The 12,180-nt window shown below is 72.1% G+C and carries 11 protein-coding genes; 5 read left to right on the top strand and 6 right to left on the bottom strand.

What is annotated here, in order from left to right; all coding sequences use genetic code 11:
* Nucleotides 1–14 precede the first annotated feature (14 nt).
* The 3 genes from ACVHNB_RS13470 to ACVHNB_RS13460 all read left to right on the top strand — a co-directional run bounded on the left by ACVHNB_RS13470 (nt 15) and on the right by ACVHNB_RS13460 (nt 4,285).
* Entirely contained in the window at nt 15–2,348 is a 2,334-nt protein-coding gene (locus tag ACVHNB_RS13470) for an ATP-binding cassette domain-containing protein (protein WP_456228172.1), read from the top strand.
* A gap of 88 nt (nt 2,349–2,436) precedes the next feature.
* A complete protein-coding gene (gene ddaH, locus ACVHNB_RS13465; protein ID WP_428951054.1) occupies nt 2,437–3,213 on the top strand; it encodes a dimethylargininase in 777 nt (258 codons plus the stop codon).
* 94 nt (nt 3,214–3,307) lie between these two features.
* On the top strand, nt 3,308–4,285 hold the full coding sequence (locus tag ACVHNB_RS13460; protein ID WP_428951055.1) for an acyl-ACP desaturase: 978 nt from the start codon (nt 3,308–3,310) through the stop codon (nt 4,283–4,285).
* Nucleotides 4,286–4,335: 50 nt separating this feature from the next.
* Here ACVHNB_RS13460 and ACVHNB_RS13455 read toward each other — a convergent pair whose 3' ends face one another.
* The gene (locus ACVHNB_RS13455) at nt 4,336–4,962 is read right to left on the bottom strand and encodes an SRPBCC family protein (RefSeq protein ID WP_456228171.1); all 627 of its coding nucleotides are present in this window, start codon (nt 4,960–4,962) and stop codon (nt 4,336–4,338) included.
* 205 nt (nt 4,963–5,167) lie between these two features.
* Here ACVHNB_RS13455 and ACVHNB_RS13450 point away from each other — a divergent pair, with 205 nt between their 5' ends.
* Nucleotides 5,168–5,818: a TetR/AcrR family transcriptional regulator gene (locus ACVHNB_RS13450; protein ID WP_428951057.1), complete on the top strand. Its 651-nt coding sequence runs from the start codon at nt 5,168–5,170 to the stop codon at nt 5,816–5,818.
* A 31-nt stretch (nt 5,819–5,849) separates the two neighbouring features.
* Here ACVHNB_RS13450 and ACVHNB_RS13445 read toward each other — a convergent pair whose 3' ends face one another.
* The 3 genes from ACVHNB_RS13445 to ACVHNB_RS13435 are packed head-to-tail and all read right to left on the bottom strand — an operon-like array spanning nt 5,850 to nt 8,274.
* Nucleotides 5,850–6,518 (bottom strand): response regulator, encoded by a 669-nt coding sequence (locus tag ACVHNB_RS13445; protein ID WP_428951058.1) that lies wholly within the window; start codon nt 6,516–6,518, stop codon nt 5,850–5,852.
* Nucleotides 6,515–7,726, bottom strand: coding sequence for a sensor histidine kinase (locus tag ACVHNB_RS13440; protein ID WP_428951059.1), 1,212 nt, complete (start codon nt 7,724–7,726; stop codon nt 6,515–6,517). The genes ACVHNB_RS13445 and ACVHNB_RS13440 overlap by 4 nt, the downstream gene beginning before the upstream one ends.
* A 2-nt stretch (nt 7,727–7,728) precedes the next feature.
* Entirely contained in the window at nt 7,729–8,274 is a 546-nt protein-coding gene (locus ACVHNB_RS13435) for a hypothetical protein (protein WP_428951060.1), read from the bottom strand.
* 167 nt (nt 8,275–8,441) lie between these two features.
* On the opposite strand from ACVHNB_RS13435, the gene ACVHNB_RS13430 reads away from it, so the two are divergent.
* On the top strand, nt 8,442–10,919 hold the full coding sequence (locus ACVHNB_RS13430) for a hypothetical protein (protein WP_456228170.1): 2,478 nt from the start codon (nt 8,442–8,444) through the stop codon (nt 10,917–10,919).
* Here ACVHNB_RS13430 and ACVHNB_RS13425 read toward each other — a convergent pair.
* Together ACVHNB_RS13425 and ACVHNB_RS13420 are read right to left on the bottom strand one after the other, a co-directional pair.
* Nucleotides 10,906–11,148 carry a WhiB family transcriptional regulator gene (locus ACVHNB_RS13425; RefSeq protein ID WP_428951063.1) on the bottom strand — a complete coding sequence of 81 codons (243 nt, stop codon included), beginning with the start codon at nt 11,146–11,148 and terminating at the stop codon, nt 10,906–10,908. The genes ACVHNB_RS13430 and ACVHNB_RS13425 overlap by 14 nt on opposite strands.
* Nucleotides 11,149–11,232: 84 nt before the next feature.
* Nucleotides 11,233–12,024 carry a VOC family protein gene (locus tag ACVHNB_RS13420; protein WP_456228169.1) on the bottom strand — a complete coding sequence of 264 codons (792 nt, stop codon included), beginning with the start codon at nt 12,022–12,024 and terminating at the stop codon, nt 11,233–11,235.
* Between the last annotated feature and the right edge of the window lie 156 nt (nt 12,025–12,180).

The raw sequence follows: 12,180 nt of genomic DNA, 5'->3' as shown, positions 1-12,180 counted from the left end.
CTACCGTCGGAAACATGCCGAGCAACACAGGATCCAGCCACCCCTATCTGCACATCGTCGGCGCCCGGGAGAACAACCTCCAGAACGTGACGCTGCGCATCCCCAAGGAGCGCCTCACCGTGTTCACGGGGGTGTCGGGCTCGGGCAAGTCGTCGATCGTCTTCGGCACCGTCGCGGTGGAGTCGCAGCGCCAGCTGAACGAGACGTTCGCCTGGTTCGTGCGCAACCGGCTGCCGAAGTACGAGCGGCCGCGGGCGGACGCGCTGACCGGCCTCTCCCCCGCGATCGTCGTCGACCAGAAGCCGATCGGCGGGCACTCCCGCTCCACGGTCGGCACGATGACGGACACCTACTCGGTCCTGCGCGTGCTGTTCTCACGGTGCGGGACACCGAGCGCGGGGGCGGCGACCGCGTACTCGTTCAACGACCCGAGCGGCATGTGCCCGGCGTGCGACGGGCTGGGGCACACGGTGCGGCCCGACTACGACCGCATCCTCGACCCGGCGAAGTCGCTCGCGGACGGCGCCGTGGTGTTCCCGCCGTTCGCCGCCGGCACCTGGCAGGGCCAGACGTACACGAACACCACCGGCCTCGACACCACCAAACCGGTCGGTGCGTTCACGCCCGCGGAACGGGAGTTCCTGCTGCGCGGGCGCGACGCGCGGGTGCGCGTCGACAACACCGGCGGCAGCCGTGAGATCGCCTACGAAGGGCTCGCCGACCGGTTCGAGCGGCTGTACCTGAACCGGGACCTGTCGTCGCTGAGCGGACGCACCCGCGATCTGGTGCAGCGGTACCTCGTGGACGGCCCCTGCCCGGCGTGCCGGGGCGCGCGGCTCAGCGCCGCCGCGCTCGCCTCCCGGATCGACGGCCGGAACATCGCCGACTGCGCCCGGATGGAGGTCGGCGAGCTGATCCCGGTCCTGCGGCGCCTCGGCGAGGCGGGCGACCCGGTGGCCGGGCCCATCGCGGCAGCCGCCGTCACCGCGCTCGAACGGATCGAGGCGATCGGGCTCGGCTACCTCCGTCTCGACCGGCCGACGTCGACGCTCTCCGGCGGCGAGGGCCAGCGTCTCAAGACCGTGCGGCATTTGGGATCGAGCCTGACCGGAATGACGTACATCTTCGACGAGCCGAGCGTCGGCCTGCACCCGCGGGACGTGGGCCGGCTGAACGATCTGCTGCTGCGCCTGCGCGACAAGGGCAACACCGTCCTGGTCGTCGAGCACGACCCCGATGTCATCGCCGTCGCCGATCACGTGGTCGACATGGGGCCGACGGGCGGCGCGGGCGGCGGGCGCGTGCTGTACGAGGGGACGCCGGACGGGCTGCGGCACGCCGACACCCTGACCGGCCGCTGCCTGCGCCGCACCGGCGGGGTGAAGCGTCGCCCGCGCGAGGCGACCGGCCACGTGCGGATCGAGGGCGCGGACCTGCACAACCTGAAGGACGTCACCGTGCGGGTGCCGACCGGGGTGCTCACCGCGGTGACCGGAGTCGCCGGGTCCGGCAAGAGCTCGCTGGTGTCGGGGGCGCTGTGCGCGGCGCGGCCGGACGCGGTGGTCGTCGACCAGTCGTCCATCGGCATCTCGGGGCGGTCCACCCCGGCGACCTACCTCGGGATCATGGACACCGTCCGCAGGATCTTCGCCCGCGAGACGGGTGCGGAGGCGGGCCTGTTCAGTTTCAACTCGGCGGGCGCGTGCGCGAGTTGCCAGGGGCGCGGGGTCGTGTACAGCGATCTCGCGTTCATGGACCCGGTCACCACCGTGTGCGAGGCCTGCGGCGGGCGGCGGTTCGGCGACGGGGTACTGCGGCTCACCGTGCGCGGGCAAAGCGTCGCGGACGTACTCGACATGACCGCCGGGGAGGCCCTCGCCCACTTCACCGGCCCCGGCGAGGAGCAGGTGCGCCGCCGGCTGCGCGCCCTGCGCGACGTGGGCCTCTCCTATCTGACACTCGGCCGGTCGCTGAGCACCCTGTCCGGCGGCGAGCGTCAGCGCATCAAGCTGGCCACGCAGCTGCACCGCACCGCCGCGACGTACGTGCTGGACGAGCCGACCACCGGCCTGCACAGGGCGGACGTCGACGGGCTCGTGGCGCTCCTGGACCGGCTGGTCGACGCGGGCAACACCGTGATCGTCGTCGAGCACGACCTCGACGTGGTCCGGCGTGCGGACTGGGTGATCGATCTGGGGCCGGAAGGCGGCCGGCACGGCGGACAGGTGGTCTTCGAGGGGACGCCGGCCCAACTCCTCGACGCGGAGGGCTCCTTCACCGCGGAACACCTGCGGCGGGCGGTCGCGGGCGTGGAGGGGCCGGGTGAGGGGGAGGTGACAGCCGCGTAACGGGGGATTCCGCCGTGACCCGCGGGCTGTGCATGATGAGCGCCGTCGCGCAGCACGCACCGCCCCGCACCAGCCATGGAGTACACCCGTGCCGAGCAAGAAGGCCCTGATCCGCCGCCCCGGACCGCGCATCGCGGAAGGTCTGGTCACGCATGTGGAGCGGACCCCCGTCGACGCCGGGAAGGCGGTCGCGCAGTGGCAGGACTACGTCGCCGCGCTGGAGGCGCACGGCTGGGAGACGTTCCTGGTGGAGCCGGCCGACGACTGCCCGGACGCGGTGTTCGTGGAGGACGCGGTGGTGGTCTTCCGGAACGTGGCGCTGATCGCCCGCCCGGGCGCCGAGTCCCGGCGCGGCGAGATCGCCGGGGTCGAGGAGGCCGTGGCGCGGCTCGGCTGCTCCGTCAACTGGGTGTGGGAGCCCGGCACGCTGGACGGCGGCGACGTACTGAAGGTGGGCGACACCCTCTACGTGGGCCGCGGCGGGCGCACCAACGCGGCCGGCGTACAGCAGTTGCGGGCGGTCTTCGAGCCGCTCGGCGCGCGCGTGGTGACGGTGCCGGTCAGCACGGTGCTGCACCTGAAGTCGGCGGTGACGGCGCTGCCCGACGGCACGGTCATCGGCCACGAGCCGCTGGTGGATCACGCCTCGCTCTTCCCCCGCTTCCTGCCCGTGCCGGAGGAGGCGGGCGCCCATGTCGTGCTGCTCGGCGGCGACCGGCTGCTCATGGCGGCGAGCGCCCCGAAGTCGGCGGAGCTCTTCGCGAGCCTCGGCTACGACCCCGTTCTGGTGGACATTTCGGAGTTCGAGAAGCTGGAGGGCTGTGTGACGTGCCTCTCAGTCCGGCTCCGGGAGCTGTATGCGTGACGACGATCTTTATGGAGCGCTTAACCTACGGCAACGTAACCTACGACACCGTAGGTAATACCGCTCGCTGTACCTCCGTCCCCCAGGAGCTCCCATGACCGTCATCTCCCCCCGCCTCGGCTCGTCGACGACATGGACCGACGCCCGGCTGCTGCACGCGCTGGAGGAAGTGGTCGAGCAGGAGCTCAACCGGCACCTGAAGGTCGCCAAGGACTGGATGCCGCACGAGTACGTGCCCTGGTCCGACGCCCGTAACTTCCCCGGCTTCTTCGAGGACGGCCAGGCCTGGGACAAGGAGCAGTCGCAGGTCACCGAGATCGGCCGCACCGCGCTCATCGTCAACCTGCTGACCGAGGACAACCTCCCCAGCTACCACCACGAGATCGCGACGCTCTTCGGCCGGGACGGCGCCTGGGGCACGTGGGTGCACCGCTGGACGGCGGAGGAGGGCCGGCACGGCATCGTCATGCGCGACTACCTCCTCGCGTCCCGCGCCGTCGACCCGGACAAGCTGGAAGCCTTCCGCATGTCGCACATGAGTGAGGGCTTCGAGTCGGACAACCGGCACTCGATGCTGCACTCGGTCGCGTACGTCGCCTTCCAGGAGCTGGCGACGCGGATCTCGCACCGCAACACCGGGCACCAGTCCGGCGACCCGGTCTGCGACCGCATGCTGGCGCGCATCGCGACGGACGAGAACCTGCACATGGTCTTCTACCGGAATCTGCTGAAGGCCGCGTTCGAGATCGCTCCCGACCTGACGATGCGCGCGGTGCGCGATGTCGTCGTCGACTTCCGCATGCCGGGGCACGGCATCCCGGGCTTCGAGCGGGCGGCGGCGCAGATGGCGATCGGCGAGGTCTACAACCTGCGCATCCACCACGACGACGTGCTGCAGCCGGTACTCCGGTTCCTCAAGGTCATGGAGATCGACGGGCTCGGCCCGGAGGGCCTCAAGGCCCAGGAGGAGCTGGGCCTGTTCATGAACGGGCTCGACGCCGAGGCCTGCAAGTTCGACGAGAAGCTGGCCGCCCGCAAGGCCCGGCTGGCGGCGCGGGCCACGAAGGCCTGAACCGGCCGCCGGGGACCGGCGGCCGGTTCGGCCCGCTGGTTCACCGGCGTTCAGCGCGACCCGCCGCCGGCTTCGGCGGCGGTCTTCAGGTCGCTCAGCCAGGCCTCCAGTCCGTCGCCGAGGATCTTGGTCGCCGCGGGCACGTCGGCGTCGACCTGGGGGCCGGCGTGGGTCTCTTCGGTGCGCACGAGCACGCCGCCCCGGACCTCGGTGAAGTTCCAGACGTGCACGCCGTCGATGTGCAGCCCCTCGCCGACCGCGGGGCCGGTCCAGCGGATGCAGGACCCGTGCTCGAGCTGCTCGACGGTCGAGGTGATGTCGAGGCTGGTGGCCGGGGTCGCGGGGTTCGGGGGCACCGGCGTCGTCCACCGGAACGCCGACCCTTCACGGAAGGGCCCGTGGTCGACGCGGTGCGCGCGCTCGACGTGCGGCTGCCAGGACGGCCAGCGCTCCACGTCGGTCTGGAGCTTCCACAGGGTGCGCAGCGGCGCGTGGATCACGGCCGCGGTGCGGTAGCCGACGCGGGCGTCGGGGTCGACGCCGGCGCCCCGGCAGGTCAGCGGCGCGCCGGGGTGGGAGGCGGCCCCGGCGGGGGCCACCGCCGTGCCCAGGACGCCGAGCGCGAGCGGGACGGTCGACAAGGCGGCGCGGACACCGGTACGACGCATGCTGGACATGGCTATCCCCTGGTCAGAAGTCGGGTGAGCTGTGCGCGAGCAGGAAGCGGGGCACGGCGAACGGGCCCACACTCCGCTTCAATGATGGGTTTTCGCGTTCGCTAGAAGTTCTAACACTCACCCCCGAGAGCGTCAATAACCTTCGTGATAACCTCTAACGCATCATGCGGCCGGAGCCGCGACGGTGCGGAAAGGCGGCAAGCCAGTGGCGGACACGAAGACCCCGCGCGAGCGCTACCGCGCCCAGGTGCGCGCGGAGGTCAAGGAACACGCGTGGGAGCAGATCGCCACGGCGGGCGCGTCGGCGCTCTCCCTGAACGCGATCGCCAAGCAGATGGGCATGAGCGGACCCGCGCTCTACCGGTACTTCGCCGGTCGCGACGAGCTGATCACCGAGCTCGTCAGGGACGCGTACCAGAGCCTCGCCGACACCTTCCGCGAGACCACCGAGGCAGCCGGGTCCCGCGCCGACCTCACCGCGCTGGCCCACGCCCTGCGCGACTGGGCCCTGGCCGACCCTCACCGCTACTTCCTGGTCTACGGCACCCCGGTCCCGGGCTATCACGCGCCCGACGACATCACCGCCATCGCCTCCGCGATCATGGCGACGCTGCTCGACGCCTGCGCGGCGCTGCCCGACACCGCTCCCCCGGCCGCGTTCGACACCCACATCGAGGCCCACCGGCAGTGGGCGGACGGCCACCCCGCCCCGCCCGCGGCCCTGCACCGGGCGCTGAGCGTCTGGACCCGGCTGCACGGTGTCCTGTCCCTGGAGGCCGCGGGCCACTTCACCGGGATGGGCTTCGACCCCGGACAGCTCTTCGAAGCCGAACTGCAGGACCTGCTCGCCCGCTGAGCGGCCGGCCGGCTCCGGACGACAGGTGCCGTCAGGCGAGTCCCGCCGAGATGGCGCGGCGCACGGCGTCCGCCCGGTCCCGGATGCCGGCCTTGGCGAACAGGTTGTTGATGTGGGTCTTGACCGTGGCCTCGCTGATGAACAGCTTCTCGGCGATGGCCCGGTTCGGCAGGCCCTGGCCGATCAGGGTGAGCACCTCGCGCTCGCGGGGCGTGATGTCCCGCGGCAGTGACCGGTCCGGCGCCGGCGGCTTGGTCCGGACCGTGGCGAGCAGCCGGTCCTGGACCTCCCGGTCGAGCACGGACTGCCCGGCCGCGGCCGCGCGGATGGCACGGACGATGTCCTGGCGCCCGGCGTTCTTCGTCAGATAGCCGCGGGCGCCGGCGCCCAGCGCGGCCAGGATCGAGTCGTCGTCGGCGAACGTGGTCAGGACGACCACGGCCACCTCCGGGTGTTCCTCGCTCAGCCGGCCGGTCGCCTCGATCCCGTCCATGACGGGCATGCGCAGGTCCATCAGCACGACGTCCACCGGCCCGGCACCGGCGACCGCGGCCAGCACCTCGGTGCCGTCCGCGGCGGCCGCGACCACGTCGATGCCCTCGGAGAGCCCGAGCACCGCGGCGAGCGGCTCCCGGACGGCGGCCTGGTCGTCGGCGACGACCACCCTCAACTGCGTGTGCTGCTCGGTCTGTTCACTCATCCCGGGATCACTGCCTCCACCTGCCAGCCGCCCTGGTCCGGTCCCTCGGTGACCGGCCCCGCGGTGATGGTCCCGCCCAGCAGGGCGACGCGTTCGCGCATTCCGATCAGTCCCATGCCGCTGCCGACACCCGCCGTCACCGCCCGCACGGCGGGGCGGTTGCGGATCCTCAGGGTGGTCGACGCGGCGGTGAACGTCAGCTCCACGGCGACCTCCGCGCCGGGCGCGTGCCGGGCCGCGTTGGTCAGTGACTCCTGGGCGATCCGCAGCAGGTTCTGGGTCACCCGGGCCGGTACCTCGCGCACGGCCCCGGTGACGGTGAGCACGTCGTGGTGGCCGGACGATTCGAGCATCGCGGTCAGGCTGTCCAGCAGCGGCAGGGCGTCCTCGCGCAGGGCGTGCACGGTCCACTGGGCCTGCTTCAGGCTCTCCTTGACCATGCTGTGGGCCTTGTCGTTGGCCTCGCGGACCTTGTCCAGGTCGCCGGTGTCGAGAAGGGCGTCGGCCAGCTCCAGCTGCATGTTGATCCCGGCCAGCGAGTGGGCCAGGACGTCGTGCACGTCCCGGGCGATCCGGCTGCGCTCGGTCAGCACGGCGGCCTGGGCCTCGGCGCGGGCGGCCCGCTCGGCGGACTCGGCCGCGGAGATCGCCGCCTGGATCGCCCGCTGCCGGCCACGGTTGACGATCCCGACCAGGACGGGGGCGCCGGTGGCGAGGCCGAGGGCCCAGGGCAGCAGGTGGTGGCCCGGGCCGAGGCGGAAGTACAGGACGCCCCCGCACAGCAGGCTGCAGGTCAGCGCGAGGACGAGGGCCGGTTTGGCGGCGAGCCGGTAGCCGATGTGGCCGGCGAGGAAGAAGGCGAACAGATAACCCGTTCCGCTGCGGCTGACGCCGATCAGCGCGGCCGCCGCGACGACCCCCGCGGTCAGCCAGACCACGGCGGCCCGCTGGGAGACCCGGGCCTCGGGCAGGGCCCGGGCCAGCAGGGCCACGCTGTTGACCACGAAGAGGGCGGTGACCGCGAGGCCGCGGCCGCTGAAGCCCATCGGCCGGATGGTCACGATCCCGACGACGACGACCGCGAGGCTCAGGACCCACTGCACCCGGGGGTCACGACCGGGAACCGGCCGCGGGCCGGCCCCCTGGGGCAGGGCCGCCCCGGACGGCGGGGCGGACTCGGTTGCGGGCACGGCCAGACGATAACGCACGGTCAGGCGGTGCGGTCGAGGACCGGCGCGGTGGGCGCGGCCGCCTCCGCCGGGAGCGCGCGGGCCACCCTGCGGCTGCGGACGAGGATCGTGGCGAGCCGCGTGACCACCTCGGTGAGCGCCATCAGGACGAACGCCGCGACCCAGGCCTGATCACCGGTGATGTGGTGCGTGATGCTGAACCGGGCGACGTCGTCGGCTCCGCCGGCGTGCTCGACCCACAGCTGGAACCCCATCCGGGCGCCCATGCCGAGCACCCACAGGGCCGCCGAGACCGCGCCGGCCTTGATCAGCAGGTGCCCGCCGGCGGGCCGGATCCGGGTGTGGACGCCGCCGGCGATGCCGAGCGCGGCTCCGACGGCCGTCAGGGTCCCGATCAGCACCAGGTCGTTGCCCGCGGTGGGGACGGTGTCGAGGTACGAGTAGGCCACGAAGGCCACGATCCCCAGCGGGACGAGGAAGGTCCTGAGGTCCAGGCGGCCTTCCCGCAGCTGCCGGAAGACGACGAGGAGAAGGGCGATGTCGGTGATCCACTCAGTCGTTGTCATGCCCCCAAGCCTGCTGCGGCAGGGCCTTCGGCACCTGGACCCATGGGTGGAACCCGGGGTGGAGATGACCGCCGGACCGCGGTCCACCCTCCACCCCGCCACGGACGGGAACGGACCCTGGCGGGGCCGCCGCGACGGTGCCACGGTGCGAGCAGGGGGTGAACTCCATGGCGCAGACGCACGAGTGGATGTTCTACGAGGTCATGTGGCGCAGCTGGGCCGGGCGGGCCCAGGTGCCGTATCCGGTGCCGTGGTGGGCGCAGCAGGCGTTCCGGCGGTGGAGCGACGACTTCGACGCGGGGGCGTACGACTCCAAGGAGGCGGCGTTCGCCTCGAACGCGCTGTACCGGTACTGGGCCATGGTCGGGGTGAAGGATCACCGGCAGGAGTCCCTGGTCGGGCAGGCCGGGGAGATCGAGCCGGTCTACGACAAGTACTGCCTGTCGTTCTTCCTGTTCGACCCGGCGACGGGCGCGCTGCACCTGCCGCAGCTGACGGACGGCGGAGCGGTGGCACAGCGCATGGAGGCGCCGCATCTGCCCGTGGTGCTGACGACGTTCCGCACCGCCGACGGTGTCGAGTTCGTGCAGCGGACCTTCGCCGTGCCGGTCGGGGCCCGGCAGCGGGACGCGGTCGTGACGCGGCTGACCGTGGGATCGCCGACGGGGCAGGCCCGGGAGGGGCTGGTGTGCGCGGCGCTGATGCCGGCCGGGCCGAGCGGCTTCCAGCGCCACGACCGCAACGGGCGGGAGATCACCGACCGGCGCCTGACGTTCCTGCGGTATCTGCCCGGTGAGCTGCGGGTCGAGACGAACAGCGGCTGGGGGCCCGTCTTCGAGACGCCGCCCGAGCAGTTCGGCGTGTACGGCAATCCGGACTTCAGCCAGGATCCGGACGTGTACGTGCACCACAGTCCGTTCCGCGACCTGGTGATGGGCGGGAAGCTGAACGGGGCGGCCGAGGCGCAGGACCAGGTGGCGGGGCTGTGCAGCGCCGTGTTCGCGTGGCCGTACCGGGTGGTGGAGGACGAACTGGTGGAGGTCGACGTGCGGCTGCCCGTCGACCTGTACAGCGGGCCCGACGACCTGGCCGAGCTGCGCGCGACCCCGGCAGACGTCCTGGAGACCGCCAACCGGGAGTTCTGGACGGGAAAGCTGCTGCGGCAGGGACTGCAACCCGAACTGCCGCGCCCGGTTTCCCACTTGACGGATCTGTTCCGGCAGGCGCGGTCCGAGCTGCTGATCCTGTCCGACCTCGGCGAGATCCATCCGGGGCCGACGGTGTACGACTCGTTCTGGATCAGGGACTCGTCCGTGGAGGCGACGGCGTGCTCGCTGGTCGGTGATTCCGCCCTGGCCGCGCACCAGTTGGGGACGCACTATCCGCTGCGGTTCAACCGCGGCGGCGGGCGGATCGGGCCGTGTGCGGAGTACGGGTTCTTCGGCGGGCCGCACGAGAAGGACGACCGCGAGTGGGACAGCAACGGGCAGGCGCTGTGGGCGATCGGACGGTTCGACCGGACCGCCGGGCGGGCCGCGGCGTTCGGCGCGAAGCTCTACAGCCCGTACGTGGTCGACGGGGCGCGGTGGCTGCGCGACAACCGGGACGGGTTCGGCCTGCTGCACAGCGGGTGGAGCGCCGAGCACCTCGGCGAGCGGGACAAACCGCACTACTGGGACGACCTGTGGGGGCTGGCCGGGCTCTACGAGGCGGCGCGGCTCGCCGAGCGGCTCGGCGCGCCGGAGGTGGCCGAACTGTGGAGCGCCTTCGACGACTTGAAGGCCGCCACCGTCGCCTCGATGCGCTGGGTCCTGGCCGAGCAGCGACGGCGCGGGGCCTGGGAGACGTACCTGCCGACGGGGCCCGGTGACGTGGGGCGGCTCGACTCGACGATGATCGGCGCGGCGGCGTACTTCCATCCGCTGCGGCTGCACATGGGCAGCAAGCTGGGCGACGACATCGACCGGGCCGCGCGCTGCACGCTCGACACGATGTACGCGCACTTCGTGACCGGCGGATTCCGGCACGAGGCGGCCTGGAACGCGTACGGTCCTTATCTGACCACGCAGTTGGCGCACGCATATCTGCTGGCCGGGAATCCGGAGCGGGCCGACGCGCTGCTCGGCTGGGTGGTGGACGCGGCGTTCCCGCACCTCCAGGACCGGGCGGTGGCGCTGGGCGCGTGGAACGAGCAGCACGCCTTCCCGGTCGCCTCGGACTTCCGCGACGTACCCGGCCGGCACTGGTACATGGGCGACATCCCGCACGGCTGGGCCGCCGCCGAGTATCTGCTGCTCGTCCGCGACATCCTGTTCTTCGAGGCGGACGAGGACCGGGACCCGCATCTGTACATCGCCCCGGGGGTCCGGCCGCACTGGATGCCGGACGGGCAGCACGTGGCGGTCGAGGACGCGCCGACCCTGTTCGGGCAGCCCTTCGGGTACCGGCTGACGCACGATGCGGCGGCACGGCTGGTGACCGTGCGGATCGGGGCGGCGCCGGACGGGGTGCGGTTCGTGTACGCGTGCCGCTTCGGGACGGTGCGGTCGGCCGTCGCGGACGGGCGGGACCTGGACGTGACCGGCTTCGGCGACGATGTCCATGTGCCCGCGGGGACAAGGGAGTTCGTGGTCACGTACGCCTGAGCTGGTGGCGCTCCTTCTCGGAGAGGCCGCCCCAGACGCCGAAGCGCTCGTCGTGGGACAGGGCGTACTCCAGGCAGGCCGGGCGGATCTCGCACATGCGGCAGATCAGCTTGGCCTCGCGGACGGAGCTGCCCGGCTCGGGGAAGAAGAAGTCGCCGCCGGTCTGGGCGCACAGGGCCTGGTCCTGCCAGCTGGGGCCGACGGGCGTGAAGGTCGTGTTCGCGTGCATGGCGGAGATGGTGCCGCCCGGCGAAAAACGATTGATCAACGCGCGATCAACGCGGCTCGCCGGGCGGCGCCGCCCGCCGCGGAACTACTGCTGCTCCGGGTCGCCCTTGATCACCGCGAAGCCCGCCCCGTACGGGTCCGCGAGCTTCGCGATCCGGCCCACTCCGGGGAGGCTGACCGGCGCGGAGCGGACCGTGCCGCCCAGCTCCTGGACCTTGCCTGCCGTGGCGTCGACGTCCGGGACGTGGAGGTACGGCGTCCAGTGCGGGCCCGCACCCGCCTCGGCCGGGTCGCTGTCCAGCGGGACGACACCGCCGAACATCCCGTTCTCGTCCGTGCCCGCGGGGCTGACCGTCGTGTACGTGCCCCCGGGGAACTCCACGTCGAACGCGCCCCAGCCGAACACCACTCCGTAGAAGTCCTTCGCCGCGGCCACGTCGGGGGTGTACAGCTCCACCCAGTTCAGCCCGCCGTCCTCGGTGACGTGGTCGAGCCCCTTGTTCACCCCCGGCTGCCAGATGCCGAAGGCGGCGCCCGCCGGGTCGGCGAGGATGGCCATGCGGCCCTGGTCCATGACGTCCATCGGGCGGAAGAGCACGGCGCCGCCGGCCTGCTCGACCGCCTTGGCGGTGGCGTCCGCGTCCGCGCTCTGGAAGTAGACCGACCAGGCGGGACCTCCCTGGTCGGGGGTGACGGTCATGGCGCCCGCCACCGTCCTCCCGTCGAGCTGGAACATCCCGTACCCGCCGGCGTCCGGGCCCGCGGACCGGAACCGCCAGCCGAAGACGCCTCCGTAGAAGGAGATCGCACCGTCCAGATCGGGGGTGCCGAGGTCCATCCAGTTCGGCGAACCGGTCACGAAGTCCGTGGTGATCATGGTCCCGCCCTCCTCGTCGAGGGATTTTCTTCCTTGGACCGCCGAGTCTTCCACCACCCACTGACAAGCGCCGTCGCACCGCGCTGACCAGGCAAGGTACGGACCAATGGGCCGTATACGATCCATCTTCAACTTTTGAAGGCAAACAATCTGTGG

The sequence above is a fragment of the Streptomyces sp. YJ-C3 genome (assembly GCF_053891275.1).
This window is presented reverse-complemented; position numbering and strand designations above follow the sequence as displayed.